The 17,625-nt window shown below is 40.8% G+C and carries 12 protein-coding genes; 5 read left to right on the top strand and 7 right to left on the bottom strand.

All coding sequences use genetic code 11. From position 1 onward, the window contains the following. The first annotated feature begins 85 nt into the window (after positions 1-85). Positions 86-781 carry a potassium channel family protein gene (locus tag NWP22_RS03920; RefSeq protein WP_271731524.1) on the top strand — a complete coding sequence of 232 codons (696 nt, stop codon included), beginning with the start codon at positions 86-88 and terminating at the stop codon, positions 779-781. A 440-nt stretch (positions 782-1,221) separates the two neighbouring features. Next, a complete protein-coding gene (locus NWP22_RS03915) occupies positions 1,222-1,605 on the top strand; it encodes a DUF4346 domain-containing protein (protein WP_271731523.1) in 384 nt (127 codons plus the stop codon). 2 nt (positions 1,606-1,607) lie between these two features. Here the strand turns inward: NWP22_RS03915 and psb32 are convergent, their stop codons facing one another. The 4 genes from psb32 to glyS form a co-directional block, all read right to left on the bottom strand. Then, on the bottom strand, positions 1,608-2,339 hold the full coding sequence (gene psb32, locus NWP22_RS03910) for a photosystem II repair protein Psb32 (protein WP_271731522.1): 732 nt from the start codon (positions 2,337-2,339) through the stop codon (positions 1,608-1,610). Between the two features lie 96 nt (positions 2,340-2,435). Continuing rightward, entirely contained in the window at positions 2,436-3,470 is a 1,035-nt protein-coding gene (purM, locus tag NWP22_RS03905) for a phosphoribosylformylglycinamidine cyclo-ligase (protein WP_271731543.1), read from the bottom strand. A 74-nt stretch (positions 3,471-3,544) separates the two neighbouring features. Further along, on the bottom strand, positions 3,545-4,918 hold the full coding sequence (gene murD / locus NWP22_RS03900) for a UDP-N-acetylmuramoyl-L-alanine--D-glutamate ligase (protein WP_280801544.1): 1,374 nt from the start codon (positions 4,916-4,918) through the stop codon (positions 3,545-3,547). A gap of 132 nt (positions 4,919-5,050) precedes the next feature. Further along, complete coding sequence (gene glyS, locus NWP22_RS03895; protein ID WP_280801543.1) at positions 5,051-7,201, bottom strand: glycine--tRNA ligase subunit beta; 2,151 nt, start codon at positions 7,199-7,201, stop codon at positions 5,051-5,053. 592 nt (positions 7,202-7,793) lie between these two features. Here glyS and NWP22_RS03890 point away from each other — a divergent pair. Next, positions 7,794-10,097, top strand: coding sequence for an nSTAND1 domain-containing NTPase (locus tag NWP22_RS03890; protein WP_280801542.1), 2,304 nt, complete (start codon positions 7,794-7,796; stop codon positions 10,095-10,097). Positions 10,098-10,162: 65 nt separating this feature from the next. Here NWP22_RS03890 and NWP22_RS03885 read toward each other — a convergent pair whose 3' ends face one another. From NWP22_RS03885 to NWP22_RS03875, 3 genes are all read right to left on the bottom strand, one after another. Beyond that, complete coding sequence (locus NWP22_RS03885) at positions 10,163-10,291, bottom strand: hypothetical protein (protein ID WP_280801541.1); 129 nt, start codon at positions 10,289-10,291, stop codon at positions 10,163-10,165. A 12-nt stretch (positions 10,292-10,303) separates the two neighbouring features. Further along, a complete protein-coding gene (locus NWP22_RS03880) occupies positions 10,304-11,677 on the bottom strand; it encodes a DNA cytosine methyltransferase (RefSeq protein ID WP_271731258.1) in 1,374 nt (457 codons plus the stop codon). 183 nt (positions 11,678-11,860) lie between these two features. Further along, positions 11,861-15,847 carry a magnesium chelatase subunit H gene (locus NWP22_RS03875; RefSeq protein ID WP_271731257.1) on the bottom strand — a complete coding sequence of 1,329 codons (3,987 nt, stop codon included), beginning with the start codon at positions 15,845-15,847 and terminating at the stop codon, positions 11,861-11,863. A 285-nt stretch (positions 15,848-16,132) separates the two neighbouring features. Here NWP22_RS03875 and NWP22_RS03870 point away from each other — a divergent pair, with 285 nt between their 5' ends. Beyond that, entirely contained in the window at positions 16,133-17,392 is a 1,260-nt protein-coding gene (locus tag NWP22_RS03870; RefSeq protein ID WP_280801540.1) for a glycosyltransferase family protein, read from the top strand. Positions 17,393-17,445: 53 nt separating this feature from the next. Further along, positions 17,446-17,625, top strand: a 180-nt coding sequence (locus NWP22_RS03865; RefSeq protein WP_280801539.1) for a hypothetical protein, incomplete at its 3' end; no start/stop codon positions are given.

Raw genomic sequence — 17,625 nt, 5'->3', positions numbered from 1 at the left:
GTAGGCAAAAAAGTAAAACTTTTCACTAATTTTACTGTGCCTATTCTTACCCTGTTGTCGGGGCGTAAAAATAAGGATAACAAATGTGAATCTGTCATCTATAGGCTTTTTTCGCAGTTTGCGTCGAGATAACCACCAATTTGCTGTAATTGGGTTAGGTCGTTTTGGTAGGTCTGTATGTTCAACATTACATAAGTTGGGTTACCAAGTACTAGCAACAGATGTTGACGAAAAGCTAGTATCAGAAGCATTACATGAGGAGATAGTTGGTCATGCTTTACAGCTAGACTCAACGGAACCCGCAGCACTCAAAGAGGCGGGGATGTTTGAGTTTGATACAGTAATCATAGCTATTGGTAACTACATTCAAGAAAGTATTATTACTACCTTGAATGTCAAAGAGGGAGGTGTTCCTCATGTGGTGGCTAAAGCTTCTAGTGAAGTTCACCGTAAGCTGTTAAAACGAGTGGGTGCTGATCATGTAGTTTTCCCGGAATATGAAGCTGGTTGCGCCCTAGCACGCTCACTAACTAAACCATCTATTCTAGACCGATTTGACCTTGACCCAGAGAATAGTATTGTGGAGATGATTGTCCCTGATGAATTTCATGGTAAAACTATCTCTGATCTGCAACTGCGTAACCGTTATGGCTTGAATTTATTAGCCGTGAGTCAGGATGGCAAATTTAAAATCAATCCCGAACCTACTAAGCGATTAGAGCGTGGTACAGCAATGGTAGTAATTGGTCATAACAAAGATATTAATCGCTTGCCAATTTAAATCAGATAAGTTGAACTTGACATCTCCCCTGGTTGAAACACAGGGGATTCTAAACTGATGTTGCTACGCAGGCCTAAGCCATGCTACGCAACGTTTACGATATGATTTACTTAATCTATTAAATAAATCACATTGTTTTGGGAGTGTCAAAGCTCCCCTACCCACCTTGGCTAAGGTTATATTTAGCTGTGTGGCTACTTAGGCAGATCATCTTTTGGGTTTTTCACCATATTTATGGATGATTTCTTATTATAACTGAACAGAAATGCTTTGTCAAAGCTTTTTGTGTTAAGGATACGATAGGATAAATCCTTTTGAGTCACGTTTCATCCCCTCTGTAAAGAGTAGGGGTTCTCCGGCTCCCACTATGTTTTGATAGGAATTACACTTAATATGGGTGTAAAAACCTGTAGATAGAAGTTTGCCTTTTTAGAATGGTTATGGATTTAATACTTGAAGATTTAGCGGCAATTGATAATAAACTTTCCCAACGTTACATTGAGCTTGACCCTAGCGGATATTTCATTATCTATTTAGATCGATCCGCGGGGTTAATTTACGCCAAGCATTTCACAAATGTGATTAACGACCAAGGTTTAGCCGTCGATCCTGAAACCGGGAAGGTCATTCCTGCTAAGGGAAAAGTGGAACGAACTCATACAACGGTTTTTAGTGGGCGGACGGCTAAGGAACTTTGTGTAAATATTTTTGAAGCAACTCACCCCTGTCCAGTGACTAAGTTAGACCATGCGTCTTATTTAGGTCGGGAATTTCTCCGGGCTGAGGTAGCTTTGGTAACAGGGAAAGAGTATCTTCAGGACTAAAGTTAGCCTCCCGATGATGGTTGGTTGACTTGGTAAACAAAGTAAGTAGCCATAGGGATAATGGTAGCAGCAATTAAAAGTCCTACTACCCAAGCAGTGGCGTTACCTTGATCAGTATCTTCGGCTTTGGTAAAGGTACTTTCTACCTGTACGGTTTCCATAACTTGCGGTGGACCGGGATCTGGTTGACCAGAGAGGACGGTAACTAGGCGATCGCTCGCATCTACAAATGCCTGGTTGTATTTGTTACCGTCTCTTAATGGTATAGCTAAAGTTTCTGTAACTACACTTTCGGCAATAGCATCAGTCAATAAAGACTTAACGGACTCACCTGTGAGAATAGCGGTACCATTGGTAACGGTATCTAGTACCAATAATATTTGATTAGCCTGTTCTGCTGGAGTGGGAAACCACTTTTCAAAGAGTGCTTGAGTAAAACTTTCTGGTGTTTCCCCATAATCCAGGCGACGAATGGTGACAAATCGGACTTGGTTACCGGTTTTTTTAGCCAAATCCTCAAAGGCGTTGCTGATTTTACCTTCACTGATGCGACTAATAATCTCACCTTGATCTAAAACCCAGTTATTGGCGGTGAGGTTGGGAATTTGATATACACCTGTAGCCAATACCGGGGTTGCAAATACAGAAGAACCCAGCACGAGCATCAACAAGACGACAATTAGGGGAGCTATATATTTTTTAAGGCTAAATATGGGGTTAAGGAGCTGTTTCATTGGATCCTCTGTTAATGTGTTTAAATACGAAAAGATAGCATTACAGAAGGCTAAAGTCTTTAAATGCGGATTTCATCCCGCCTTCGTGATAACTGATCATGTGGACAATGGTAAACCGGTCAATGTACCAGAACCATTGATCACCTCACCAATTACCACAGCGGAGACATCCTGTGATTGAAAGAAATTAATTGTCTGTTCTGCTTGATGGGGTGGTACTAACAGCACAAAACCAATGCCCATGTTAAAAGTATTGTACATTGCCTCGGCACTAACTGAGCCGACCTGAGCCAGCCATTGGAATATAGGGGGAATAGTCCAACTATCAGATTGAATATGAATACTTTGATTTTTACCTAAACATCTGGGTAAATTCTCTGGTAAGCCTCCACCGGTAATATGGGCCATACCATGAATTTCTAACTCAGCTTTCAGCGCTCCCAGAACAGGCTTAACGTAAATTTGTGTAGGTTTGAGGAAGGCTTCCCCTATGGTTTGGCCACCCAATAACTGTGGGCGTTCATCCCAAGCCAAAGCGTTGGTGTCAACAATTTTGCGGACTAAACTTAAGCCATTACTGTGTACACCAGTGCTAGGAAGTGCGATCGCCACATCCCCAACTTTTACTTGGGAACCATCCAACATCTGGCTTTTTTCCACAATTCCCACACAGAACCCCGCCAAGTCGTACTCACCGACTTGGTAAAAACCAGGCATTTCTGCGGTTTCGCCCCCTAATAAAGCGCAACCCGCCAGTTTACACCCAGCGGCGATACCTGCTACCACTTCCGTGAGCTGCTGGGGTTCTAACTTACCTGTAGCCACATAATCCAAAAAAAACAGTGGTTCTGCACCTGATGTCAACACGTCGTTAACACACATAGCCACTAAATCAATGCCCACTGTATCATGGCGGTTGAGAACTTGGGCGATTTTCAACTTTGTACCCACACCATCAGTCCCGGAAACCAAAACTGGTTCTTTAAAACCGCTTGGTAGTTGGAAGCAACCACCAAAACCACCTAAACCGCCGATTACTTCCGGTCTAAAAGTGCTGTGAACTAAATTGCGAATTTGATCTACAAAGGCTCTACCCGCTTCAACATCAACCCCAGCATCCCGGTAATCCATACTCATTAGTCATTAGTCATTAGTCATTAGTCATTAGTCCATAGTTCATAGTCCATAGTCAACTATATTTGAGATTAATGTGCAGCAGACCAAGCCAAACACAAATTACGAAAATCCTCACCCCGTACTTCAAAATTGGGGTATTGGTCAAAACTCGCACAAGCGGGAGATAACAGCACCACGGAGGCTTGATATTGTTGGGCTAATTCTGCTGACCGCGGAACCGCCTTATCCATGGTCTCCACAATTTCGTAATTACTATAACCCACTTCTTGGAGACGTTGAGCAAATGCTGATGCTGCATTCCCAATTAATAAAACCGCCGCAGCTTTGGCTTGAATTTGATTTAACCAGGCGGTATCATCCCCTGGTTTAGCTTCCCCACCTGCAATTAAAATTGCTGGACTGTTGACAGAAACCAACCCAACTTCAGATGCATCATAATTAGTGGCTTTACTATCATTAATAAAGTCAATACCTTCCCAAGTACAAATATGTTCTAACCGATGGGGAACCCCGGAGAATTGGCTAATTGCAGTATCAATAGTATGGGGTTCAATTCCCGCTAACCTAGCTGCTGCTACCGCCATTAACAGATTTTGGCGGTTATGTTCTCCCACCATTCGCAAAGCAGAGGCTAAGATAACTTTTTTGGGTGTGGGGTTAGGCTCTAATTTTTCCACTACCCAACCATCTTGAATATAAAAGCCTTGTTTTCCCAGTAAAAAATCTTCACCTTTGACACTTGTCCAATAGGCATCAGGCCAATGGCTAATACCCATTTTATTTAAATAGGGGTCGTCACCATTAAATACTTGAAAATGAGAATTAACTAATAACTTAGCTTTAATATTGTAGTAATTTTCTAAAGTTTTGTGGCGTGCCAGATGGTCTGGTGTAAAAGTCGTCCAAATACCTATGCGGGGCGCTAGGGTAAGTGAAGACTCTATTTGATAACTACTAATTTCTGCAATTACCCAGTCAGGCTGTTTTTCTGATAAAGCTACTTCAGAGGCAGCATAGCCAATATTACCACAGGCGGGGGCATTTAGTCCAGCGGTTTGAAATATTGCCGCAATCAAAGCTGTAGTGGTGGTTTTGCCATTAGTACCGGTAATGCCTACCCAGGGGGAAGATTGCAAATGTCGCCAAGCGAGTTCCATTTCACCGATGGTTTCAATACCTAATGCTCGCGCTTCGACTAATACGGGAATATCCCAAGGTACACCGGGACTGACAACAATTAAATCAGATAAATCCCGACTATTTAAATCAAGGGAATACCCTAATTTTACGGTAATTCCCTCGGCTGCAAGTTGTTCTTGTTGTTGGAGGAGGTTGGTAGAGGTGTGACTATCAGTTAACACTACCTCCCAACCTTCCCGTTTTAATAATCTAGCGGTAGCAATACCGGACTTTCCCAACCCAATCACTGAGGCTTTAGGCATAGACTGTAGCGTATTTCCCTGGTTAAGCATTAATTATGGTAACGCTTCTTGGCAACAATTAAACTAATTTTTTGTTGCTTCCGGGGATAGGTTTTGTTAAATTTCTCAGCCTAAATGGGGAAATTTACGCGGCTAAAGATTTTTCACTATGGCACCAAAGTCAGCGAGTACCCGCGCATGGTTCCGCAGTAGTCCTAGGAGGTATAGGCGATTGCGTTTGATGTCGGGATTGGGGTCCATGACTAAAACACTATCTTCACCATCAAAGAATCTGGCCACGGTAGGAGCAATTTTTGCTAGTCCTGTTATTAACAATTGGTAATTGCGGGTTTCCTTTGCCTTTTGAGTTGATGGTACTAATTCTACTAGGGCGTTATGGAATGATTCCTCTGATGACTTTTGGAATAGTTGCGTTTGAATTAAGTTGGTGGGTTCTAACTGCTGTTGGTCTAAGTCGCCTTGGGCTGCTAGTCTGGTGGAACGGTTGACGGTTTCGTATATTTTATCGAGTGTACCATCATTGCGGATTTGTTGCAAATATAAGGCGCGATCGCGCACATCTAGTAAATCCTCTAACGCTCGTTGTGTATATTCTGGGTCATTTTCTCCCAGGACGGCGTTAACTAGGTCATAGTCTATTTGCTTTTCGTCTTGTAGTAAGGTGCGAATGCGTTGTAAGAAAAATTCTGCTAAAGCTGCGGTTAATGTCTGCGGGTCTTTATGGTATTTGGCGGCAAAGTCTGCTGTAATTTGGGTTAATAAATTTGCTAAATTGATGGGCAAATTAGCAAACCAAGTAATATTAATTACTGCATTTGCCGCCCGACGTAAAGCAAAGGGGTCTGAGGAACCTGTGGGAATTAAACCCAAGCCAAAGATACTGACTAAGGTATCTAGTCTATCTGCTAAACCGACAATTTGGGATGTGAGGGTTGTGGGTAAACTGTCCCCTGCGCCTGTGGGTAGGTAATGTTGGACAATGGCGTTAGCTACTTCCACATCTTCACCACTAGCTAAGGCGTATTTTTCCCCCATAATTCCTTGGAGTTCTGGGAATTCATACACCATTTGACTAACTAGGTCAGCTTTACATAATAAAGCCGCTCGTTGGATTTTTTGGGTTTGCTGTGCTTCTAGTTGTAATTGGCTGCTGATGTAATTAGCAATTGTGACTATTCTATCTATTTTGGTCCGAATTGAACCTAGTTCTTCCTGAAAAGTGACTTTTTCTAACTGAGGTAAATAGCTTTCTAAGGGTTTTGCTAAATCAGCTTGGTAGAAAAACTTGCCATCTGCTAGCCTAGCACGAATTACCCTCTCATTGCCCACGGCGATCATATCTGATTTATGGGGGTCGCCATTGGCAACGGTGATAAAGTTGGGTAATAGTTCTTTACTTTGAGTATCTGTAAATACGGGGAAGTAACGCTGGTGTGTGACCATTACTTCTGTAATTACCTCTGTGGGTAACTGCAAAAATTCTGGTTCAAATTTACCCACTACGGCGGTTGGGTATTCTACTAGGTTGGTGACTTCTGCTAACAAGTCCGGGTAAAATACGGTAGACCCACCGGCTTTGTGGGCTGCTGCTTCTACTTCGCTGTAAATTATCTTGGCTCGTTCTGTGGGGTCAACAATGACAGCAGCATGGCGTAGGGTGTTGACGTAATCTGTCGCTTGGGGAATGCTTACAGGTTGGGGATGTAAAACACGATGACCCCGGGAAATGCGATCGCTGGTAATTGTCTGGTGACCATTCACCAACTCTATAGGTAAAACTACATCATCTAACAGCGCCACTAGCCAACGAATGGGGCGAGAAAACCGCATATCCCCATCACCCCAGCGCATTAACCGCTTACCTTCTAAACCAGAAATCCACTGGGGAACTAGTTCCGTCAAGATTTCCGCCACGGGACGACCAGCAATGCTTTTCTTAACAAAGACAAAATCCCCCTTGTCTGTGGGACGAATAGAGAAAGCGGCTATATCTACACCTTGCTTTTTGGCAAATCCAGTTGCTGCTGGTGTGGGTTTACCATCCTTAAAAGCAGCTTGGGCGGGGGGTCCTTTGATTTCTTCTTCTCGGTCTGGTTGTTGGGACGGTAGACCTGTAATTAGCACCGCCAACCGCCGGGGAGTACCGTAAACTTCTACAGTGGCGCTGGTGAGACCATAAGCTTCTAAACTTTGGGGAATGCGCGATCGCCATTGTAATATGGCATCACCTAGAAAACTGGCGGGTAATTCTTCTGTACCAACTTCCAATAAAAATACAGCCATAGGAAAATCTTCTAACTGGTGTCAATTCTCCCAGTTTACCCGTGAGTAGCCTAATTTTGCTCACCCAGCAAACACAAAGCCACCAATTCAAGTATCTATGTTGGTACAACTCCCTCCAGTTGCTCTAAATTCTCCTGGCTGGTTTACCATTGCCGCCTAAGACCATATTTATGGTAAAATGTCAAGTTAGGGAGATATTGTACACTGCATTGGGAAACCTCAGAAAATATCCTGGTAGTTTCATGTGGCGCTCTGTGTCTATTTACCAGGCGATGGTTTTATTAAGCTATACTAAGCCCTGGGGTTTACCGAATCATTTGCAAATCCAAGACAAAATACAATATTTTAGAATTACGTGGTTTGGGTAAAGATACCGCGAGTAGAGATGATCATCAGGAATATGTTAATCAGGAACGTGAATCATGCAATGGTTAGTTCAATTACAGCGAAAAATCGTGAGATTAGATACTGCAAGAGTTTAATAAATAAAAACCAGTAATAAAATTACTAAATATCTACAGTGTATACTGTATTTGGTGTTGCTACTTCACAATTTTCATAAATTACTAATTTTTCTTATAAGAATTTAACAATGTTTCTTTTCTACCATAATCAACAAACTTCTGCTAATGCCCATAACTATAAAGGGCAATTATTTGAAAAACTTATGAAGAGATATCTGGATGCTGTCGGCTATGATGTCGAGCTAAATCAAATAAAAAATAGCTTAGAATATGATATAGAGGGTATTCATAGAACTAATGACTTTAGACTCTTAGGTGAAGCAAAAGCAGAGAAACGGAAGCAAGACAAGAACCCTTTGACGCATTTTTGTGCTAAATATATACCTGAAAAGATGCGAGACAAACGTCTGTCAGGTCTATTTCTGTCAATTACTCCTATTAGTAAAGAAGCAGAAGATTACTACAATTCCTTAAGTGATCTTAACTTGGATCTGGATGTTTGTACAGGAAAAAAACTATTTGACAGAGTTAGGAAAGAATTACGGTTACCTGAACCGTATACACTAAGTAGACAAATTGAAGAAAGAAGTTTATTTCCTCATGAGTGCTATATGTTGACTACTGAACAAGAAATATTTCTTGTTCAATTTGCAGCAGAAAGTCAATCTGCAACTACTTCCCTATTTGCTTTATTCCGAGAAAATGGTACTTTATTATCTGACTACAAATATTCAGAATTACTTAGTGAAAACATATCTGAATTATCTGGTTTGGAAGCTATTATAGACACAAATAGAAGTCAGATCAATAATATCGATTATAAGGTTGATAAGCCTGGAACTCGCACTATTCCCAAAGGATTATCTGTTAGTAAAAAATGGACAGATTACAGATTGCCAGCAGCACCAGACTTCTTTGTTGGTAGGCAAATATTAGTTAATAAAATAAATGGGCACTTACAATCGAGTGATAAATCTCATATTATTCAAATTAAAAGTCGTTCTGGTGTTGGAAAAAGCTCATTTCTTGCATATATTAATAGTAAATTTCAAAAACAAGGTTATATTATAGAGTTACATGATGCCAGAAATATTAAATCTGTTATTCATCTTTTTAGTGTGATTCAAAGATTTACAGGCTTTAGTTTACCTCCTTCTGATATGAGAGAGGCTGAACAACAACTTCAGCGATTAGCTAATAAACTAAAAATTCATCAGTTTGCTATATTTATGGTTGATCAATTTGAATCTACATTTAGTAATTATGATTTATTTAATGCTTATGAGGATTTAATACAAATATTTTCTCAATTAGAAGCAAATATATTCTTATTTATAGCTAGGAAATCAGATTTATTAACTACTTATGATGAAAGAGAAATAAATTTAGGTGTAATCAAGCAACTTTCACAAGAATACGAGTTACAAGATTTATCAAGTGATGAAGCAGCAGAATTAATCAATAAAATTAGTGAACATTCGATTAAACCTATTAAAAATGACTTAAAGGCTTATGTGTATGAAATAGCACAAGGATTTCCTTGGTTAATTAAACGTACCATGAATCACATTATTGATTGGTTTGAAAAACATCCAGTCATACAAGGAGATTTTTTTGATACTGGCTTAGGACTAGATGATTTGTTTAATGAAGAACTTGAAGGTTTAGACGAGTTAGACAGAGATTATTTAACAAAAATGGCTCAACATCTTCCAGCTACTCGACAACAATTAGAAAGATTATTTAATGAAGACCATCTTTTATCTAAAATAATAGATAAGTTAGTCCACAGTCGACTATTGAGACTAGAAGGAAGCACTTGTGATATATATAATGATGTATTCAAAGATTTTTTAGTACATCAAAAACTACCGGAACTTCGGAGAGCTTTTATGTATCGCCTGTATCCAAAACAAGTTATTAAAAACTTTAATATTCTAGTGCATAAGTTTGGATACAATCAACAATTCTCTGAGTCTGATTTAAGAGAGTTATTTACCAATAAAGATACAAAAAGCCATAATGTTAAAGAAATACGTAATGTAGGTTTATTAAAAAAAAGTAGTGAGTTTTGGATTATTCCCAAGATTGTACAGGATGTTTCCGAACAAAATAATTTAGGAGAGTATGTTCGGAAAAATTTAATTAATAATACTTTAATTCAAAACATATTAGAAGAATCGAAGGTAAACGAGAATTTCTTAGTAAGCAATTTATCAGATTATTTAAAAAATAGATTTATATTTACAAAAGCCAGCGACAAAACATGGGTTAAATATGCGAATATACTCAAAAAATGGATGACAGAATTTTATATTTGTGAGATTATAAATGATAAATTTATCTCACCTAATATAGATAGAAGTAAAATTACTAAAAGATTAGGAAATTTGGATTTTTTAATCTCTAAATCCTCATCTAATCATAAGTAACCGTTCAAATTCATTCGCCGGGGAGTACCGTCAACTTCTACAGTGGGGCTGGTGAGATTATGAGCTTATAAACTTTGGGGAATGCGCGATCGCGATTGTAATATGGCATCACCTAGAAAACTGGCGGGTAATTCTTCTGTAGCAACTTCATAACCTTTTATTGCAGCGCGAGTTTTTGAATTAATAGCTACCATATTTAAAACATCTTATGACAAAATTATTTTTAACAAAGGTTGGGCTAAATGGTAAATGACAGGAATAGAAACAGCATTACCTAATTGATGCTTGGCTGTAGTTTCATTATCTGCAATTTGGAAATTATCTGGAAATCCTTGTAATCTTGCATAATCTTGGGAGGTTAAAGGTTTATACTGATTCTTGAGATAAACTTGCTGGATAAAGTTTTGCTTATATAATTCTGGTTCCTGACATTGTATAGATATTATAGATATATAGTCTCTTGTTCCCGTAGCCGTTAAAGTTCCAATTGCATCACCATGAGGTAAATATATTTTAGAAATACCATTAATCCCTGAAGAAATTTTAGAATTTACAAACTCATAGCCTTTACCTTCAACAGCACGGAGGATACCCTTATCTACTAAAGTATTAATTTCTTCTATATATAAATTAGAAATCAAAGATTGTAATACTTCAAATTCTAAAGGGTTACCGTCTTTAGGTCCATAAATTTTTTTTCTTCTATTTCTCAATAGAGTTTTACAAATTAACTTTTCTCTTGTAGTGGTTGGTATAATATCCCAAGAATGAATTGTACTATGTCCGTCTCTAATATCGGCAAATGTAAAAAAATCATTCAACTCATCTATCTTTTGAAATCTTCCTCTAGAAGCTGGGATTTTACCATTTGGAAATAGAACTTCTGGGGGAAATTTCCTCTTGGTAAATTGAGTACGTTCCACTCCAGGGACAATATCATAAATCTTGGGGTGTTGATTCAAAGGTTGAGGAAATGTAAACCCCCAGGAGTTATGGATATTATTGTTAATACCAACAATAAATACCCTATCCCTATCTTGTGGTAAACCAAAATCATAGGAATTAAGGACTTGATATTTGACTACATAACCTGATACAGACAAATTATCAATGATATATTCTAAACTTTTTCTATTTCTAGGCTCCGTTAAACCCTTAACATTTTCAAATATAAATGCTTTAGGCTGGTTAATTTGGACAATTCTAAAAACATCAAGCCATAATTTACCTCTTGGGTCTTCTAGTCCTTGTAATTTACCTGCTATAGACCAAGGTTGACAAGGAACACCACCAACCATGATATCTATATCAAAGGGTAGCTTGTTTAAATTAGTAATATCTCCTAAATATTTTTCAGCCTTATTAGTTTCATGAATAAAATTATTTTTATAAACTCTAATAGCTTCTTTATCAATTTCCGAATATCCTAAACAAAAGCCGCCCAACTCTTCGAGAGGGATTCTAAAGCCACCTATACCAGAAAAAAGGTCTAAAAATGTAAATTTTGTTTGATGTTTAATAATTTTTAGAGGTTGCAATAATTGAAATAATTCAAGTTGAGCATAAGCCTGATTTTTCATATAGCAATTCTCAATGATTCATGAACAATTTCTTTTACCTTTCCTCACTGATAATTTCTCAACTCAAATAGGATGACTATAGATATTCTGTTAATTGTCTCATCAAAGCAGACTGAAAACCTGATGGGATATCGTCCTTGGGAATGAGTAGAGACGCTCTCAAGAGCGCCTCTATCCTCAAGGTTATTCTATTCCTTCGATGCGGTCTTCGACTTCTTGGTACAACTCGCGGAGGCGGTCTAAATTCTCCTCGCTAGTTTCCCAATAACCCCGACCATTCACCTCCAACAAGGTTGAGACAATCTTGCGGAAAGAATGGGGGTTGAGATTCATCAACCGTTTTTGCATTTCTTCATCTTTGATGAAGGTTTCATTGGTATCTTCATAAATCCAGTTATCCACAGCACCAGCGGTCGCACTCCACCCGGTGGTATTTACCAACCGCTTAGAGAGTTCGCGCACACCTTCGTAACCGTGGGATAACATCCCCTCATACCATTTGGGGTTTAACAACTTAGTCCGCGCATCTAAACGTACAGTTTCCGATAATGTCCGCACCTGTGCATTAGCTGTGGTGGTATCTGCAATGTAAGATGCTGGCTTTTTACCATCACTACGCAGACTGGCGACTAACTTTGTGGGATCGGAATCAAAGTAGTGGGAAACATCAGTTAAGCTAATTTCGGAAGAGTCGAGATTTTGGAAAGTTGCATCAGCGGTTTTTAAAGTGGTTTCAAAAATCTGCCGGGATTCATCCATCACACCGGGGTTATCGGAGTTGAAAGAGAATGATTTCCGTCTCAAGTACATTTCCTGCAACTCGGCCTCACTATCCCAAGTGCTGTTTTCTACCGCCAAGTTAATATTTGAGGAGTAGGAACCAGAAGCGTTGGAGAATACGCGGGTTGCTGCTTGTCTGAGGTTAATTCCCATTTCCTCAGCTTGTTGTAAAGCGTGTTTGCGGACAAAGTTCATTTCTAAAGGTTCGTCAGCTTCCGCAGCCATTTTTACCCCTTGGTCTAGGAGGTTCATTTGGTTAATGAACAAATCGCGGAATACACCGGAACAGTTGATGACTACATCAATTCTGGGTCGTCCCAACTCTTCTAAAGGTATTAATTCTAATTTATTCACTCGTCCTAAAGCATCGGGAACCGGACGCACACCAATCATCCACATAATCTGTGCTAGGGATTCACCGTAAGTTTTAATGTTATCGGTTCCCCAAAGGACACAGGCGATGGTTTCTGGCCATTTACCCTCATTTTCTGCCTTGTTACGTATCAACAGCCTATCTACAACGATTTTGGCTGATTGCACAGCGGCGGTGGTGGGGATAGATTGGGGGTCTAGGGCGTGGATATTCTTACCTGTGGGTAGTACATCCGGGTTGCGGATGGGGTCACCACCGGGGCCAGGTAGGATATACTCACCTTCTAAACCTTGGAGTAATGCGCCGAGTTCGTTATCTGCGCAAACTTGTTGTAAGCAGAATTCCAAATACTCAAATAGTGGTTTTAAAGCAGCAGCGTCAACTTGGGGATAACCTGCTTGATGTAATGCTTCTACCCAAGGTTGTTTTTTACCCATGTTGAAGAAGTTCAACCGGGAAACTAGGGAAACTCGCCCTTCCGCGTCGGTTTGTGCTTTCACCAGTGCACCCACAGCGCCCCGGGTAGCTAGGGTGATGTCTTGTAGTAGTTGCACATCTTCTAAAACCCCTAGGTCGCTGTTTTGGTAAATATCGTCGATGTTCCGCCCGATGCTGTTAGCAATGATGCGGGGTAAGCTGAGAATTTCTTCTTCTTGACGGTCTAAACTGGCGATGTTTACCAGGGTAGCTACTGCTTCTTCGGCGGTGGGTGGTTTACCAATGATGTGTAAGCCACAAGGTAATAACCTAGATTCAATTTCCATTAACTTGCGGTAGACCCTACCAACGATTTGATCTCGCTCATCGGCGGTCATATCTTTAGCGTCGGTTTCTGGTAAGTTAATGTCTTTATCCAGGTTGACGATGCGGCATTTATCCATGATGGTGTTGACAATGGGAATACCGCGACCACTGTCTTTTAAGGTTTGGTAGGAAGCTATTAACTCGCTGAGTTCTTTCAAACCTTTGTATAAACCTGCGTTTTCTGCGGGTGGGGTGAGGTAGGAAATTGTTTCAGCGTAACTACGCCGTTTGGCGATGGTGGCTTCACTGGGGTTATTAGCTGCGTAATAATACAGATTAGGAATTGTGCCAATTAAGTTATCTGGGTAACAGTCTCCAGACATCCCCATTTGCTTACCCGGCATGAATTCCAAGGAGCCGTGAGTACCAAAGTGCAGCACTGCATCTGCGCCCCAAATCCGTTCTAGGTAGGTGTAATAAGCAGCAAAGCCATGGTGTGGGCTGGCGGAACGGGAGAACAATAGGCGCATGGGGTCACCTTCGTAACCAAAGGTGGGTTGTACGCCGATGAAGACGTTACCAAATTGTTTACCGTAAATTAGCAGGTTCTGCCCATCGCTGTTGAGGTTTCCGGGGGGTGGTCCCCAGTTTTCTTCTAGGCGTTGGGAGTAGGGGGTAAGTGCTTCATATTCTGGTACTGACATCTTGTAGGCGATGTTCAGTTCTGGGCTTGCATACTGGGCTTGAGCATCGTGGATGACTTCTTCCATCAATGCTTGGGCGCTTTCGGGGATGTTTTGCACATCGTAGCCGTTGTTTCTTAGCCCTTTTAATGCTTCGTAGATGGAGCCGAATACATCTAGGTAGGCGGCGGTACCGACGTTACCTTTATCTGGGGGGAAGCTGAAAACGGTGATGGCAACTTTTTTTTCTAGTTTGGGCTTGCGGCGCAGGTTAGCCCATTTTAATGCCCTTTGTGCTACTGCTTCTACTCTGTCTTGCAGGGCGATCGCTTTACCTGTAGCTCCATCTCTACCTGAGAGAATGATTGGCTCAATGGCTCCATCTAATTCGGGGATGGCAATTTGTAAGGCTACTTGTATGGGATGTAAGCCTAAATCACTATCTAACCATTCTTCGGTAGTTTGGAATACTAAGGGCAATGCCACCATGTAAGGACGATTGAGGCGTTTTAGGGCTTCAATGGCCTTGGGATGGTCTTGTCTGGCGGGGCCACCTACCAAAGCAAAACCAGTCAGAGAGACGACTGCATCTACTAAGGCGTTTTTGGTAGTTGGTTCGTAGAAGTAAGCATCTACGGGTTTAGAGAAGTCCAACCCACCAGCAAACACAGGAATGACTTTTGCACCGAGTGATTCTAATTCCTGGACTATGGCTACATAATGAGCATCATCACCAGTAACTAGGTGGGTACGTTGTAATACTAATCCTACACAAGGGGCTAAGGGATCTTTGAGATCGCCGGAAATGTCCTTGCGGGCTGTATACCAATTCAGGTATTCTTTGACATCCTCAAACATTGTGGTTGCCAAAGGATGCCAAATACCCATATCCGGGTAGACAACTGGCGCTTCATATGTAGGAGATGCAAAGTTTTTTTTGTCTACATCTTTTAATACATATTTATCAGCTAGCATCAGCAAGAAGTTTTCCAGGTTTTCTGGTGAACCTCCCAGCCAATACTGAAAACTGAGCATGAAGTTTCGCGCGTCCTGTGCCTTTTCCATTGGCAGGAATTTTAATACTTGGGGTAAGGTCCGCAAGAGCTTTAACATTCCGTCTTGGAAACCCGCCCCTGATTTCTCCTTGCGTTTGCGCATGAATTGAGCGATCGCACTCTTGGATTGTCCCAACTGTGCTAAAGAAAAGCTGCCCATTTTATTCAGGCGCATTACTTCTGGCATTGATGGGAACACTACCGCTACATCCAGGCGATCGCGGTATGGTTCAACGGCGGCAATTACTTTCTGTGCTAAGTCTTCTATGAAAATAAGTGAAGCGATAAAGATATTAGCAGTTTCCATATCCCGTTTGAACTCTTCATAGTTCTCTGGGTCTCGGAGTTCCTCGATCAAATACCCGCTCACCTCAATGGCTAGGTTGGGGTTGTTCGAGTTAATCGTGCTAACAGCTTGCGACAATGCACTTTGATACTGGGACTCAAGCACGACATAGACCACCTTGATTAAATTACGTCCGCGTAAGTTATCAGGCGCAATATGTCTAATGGTGGACTTGACGTGGGTGAACATGCAGATAGGCTCCTTGTGATGCGTGTTCTCTAACTGAAGTTCTCAGCGACATCTGCCGCCAGAGTTACTTCTTTTTTTCGGCAATATTAATTTTTTATCAGAAAAACCTTGACCTTTGAGCATTTTTTGGGCTTTATGACACAAATCGATATAAAAAAATAAATATTTATTTATAAATCTTGACAAATCACAAAAGTGTTTACTCACATTTTTGTAACAAAATCGTAATATTTACCGATTGGCGACTCAGAACTAGAATGACTAGAGACCAATCACCAATCACCAATGAGTAAACCAGTTGATATATTAGTTCTCTCCAATGGACCTGGGGAGGTAACTACATGGGTGCGTCCATTTGTCAAGTCTTTGCGGCAAAAATTAGCGGATAATCCTTGTGTGGTGAGGATTTCTGTAGTTTTGTCACCTTGTCCAAATGCTAGCGGTAAAGAAGCAGCGATCGCCCTTTCCTATCCAGAAGTGGATAGAGTACAAGCACCAGAACATTTTTGGCGGTTCTTGCTGTGGGGTAAAACTGCCGAAAATTGGGACTGGGGCGATCGCGGTGTGGTAGTTTTCCTAGGTGGCGATCAAATTTTTCCCCTGGTCATTGGCAAAAAACTGGGATATCGCACAGTGGTGTATGCTGAATGGGATGCACGTTGGTATCATTGGATTGACCGGTTTGGAGTCATGCAAGCAAAAGTTGCCCAAAAAGTTCCCCCAAAATATGCCCATAAATTTACAGTTGTGGGAGACTTAATGGTAGAAGCGCAGAGACTCGAGCAAGTTTTAACTCCCAACTCCTCCCCAAACACAGAAATAATTGGTTTACTCCCCGGTTCCAAAAGCGCAAAATTAGCTCAAGGTGTCCCATTATGCTTGGCTATTGCTGAATATATTCACGCCCGAAGACCCCAAACCAGATTTATAATTCCCCTAGCGCCGACATTGGATTTACAAACTTTAGCAAGTTTTGCTGATGCACAAAACAATCCTTTTGTCAAGGTATTTGGTAGTTCCCCCGCTGTTTTAGTGGAATCAGAGCATCCCACCCTCAAAACAGAGAAAGGTTTATCTGTGGAACTGTGCAGAGAAAATCCCGCCTATGAATTATTATCCCACTGCAGCATCTGCTTAACCACTGTAGGGGCAAACACAGCGGAACTAGGCGCTTTAGCTGTACCCATGATTGTTTTGCTACCCACACAACAACTTGATGCTATGCGTTCTTGGGATGGTTTACCGGGATTATTAGCTAATTTACCAGGGTTGGGTTCCACCTTTGCTAAGGTGATTAACTGGCTGGTATTGAGTCGTAAAGGTTTATTAGCATGGCCCAATATCTGGGCACAAGAAGAAATAGTACCAGAACTAGTGGGCAAAATCCAGCCCCCAGAAATAGGAGAAATGGTTTTAGATTTTTTGACTCATCCAGAAAAACTAGCAGCAATTCGGGATAAACTACGTAATGTTAGGGGAGAAAGTGGTGCTGCGGATAAACTAGCACAAATTGTCACAGATAGCGTAGCGTGGCGTAAGCCATAGAGATAGAAAATTCATACATATACCCAAAATCACACTACCTATTAACACTAAACATGAATGTCCCTATAACTATCATTCGACTGGTTGAGCATTTTCACCAGCAAATAGATTTATATAAAGCAGGTGGGTTAAACGAAACACAAACTCGGATTCAATTTATTGATCCATTTTTTGCGTCCTTGGGATGGGACATGAGCAATGAACAACAAACAGCTGATATTTACCAAGATGTT

Source organism: Anabaenopsis tanganyikae CS-531 (assembly GCF_029891675.1).
Taxonomy (GTDB): domain Bacteria; phylum Cyanobacteriota; class Cyanobacteriia; order Cyanobacteriales; family Nostocaceae; genus Anabaenopsis; species Anabaenopsis arnoldii.
Note: the sequence above shows the minus strand (reverse complement) of the source record. Positions and strands in the feature narration are given on the sequence as shown.

Bases quoted from the DNA above. Each gene is read 5' to 3' on its own strand.
- NWP22_RS03915 (WP_271731523.1), top strand. From the start codon at position 1,222: ATGGATTTAATACTTGAAGATTTAGCGGCAATTGATAATAAACTTTCC.
- psb32 (WP_271731522.1), bottom strand. From the start codon at position 2,339: ATGAAACAGCTCCTTAACCCCATATTTAGCCTTAAAAAATATATAGCT.
- purM (WP_271731543.1), bottom strand. From the start codon at position 3,470: ATGGATTACCGGGATGCTGGGGTTGATGTTGAAGCGGGTAGAGCCTTT.
- murD (WP_280801544.1), bottom strand. From the start codon at position 4,918: ATGCCTAAAGCCTCAGTGATTGGGTTGGGAAAGTCCGGTATTGCTACC.
- glyS (WP_280801543.1), bottom strand. From the start codon at position 7,201: ATGGCTGTATTTTTATTGGAAGTTGGTACAGAAGAATTACCCGCCAGT.
- NWP22_RS03890 (WP_280801542.1), top strand. From the start codon at position 7,794: ATGTTTCTTTTCTACCATAATCAACAAACTTCTGCTAATGCCCATAAC.
- NWP22_RS03885 (WP_280801541.1), bottom strand. From the start codon at position 10,291: ATGGTAGCTATTAATTCAAAAACTCGCGCTGCAATAAAAGGTTATGAA.
- NWP22_RS03880 (WP_271731258.1), bottom strand. From the start codon at position 11,677: ATGAAAAATCAGGCTTATGCTCAACTTGAATTATTTCAATTATTGCAA.
- NWP22_RS03875 (WP_271731257.1), bottom strand. From the start codon at position 15,847: ATGTTCACCCACGTCAAGTCCACCATTAGACATATTGCGCCTGATAAC.
- NWP22_RS03870 (WP_280801540.1), top strand. From the start codon at position 16,133: ATGAGTAAACCAGTTGATATATTAGTTCTCTCCAATGGACCTGGGGAG.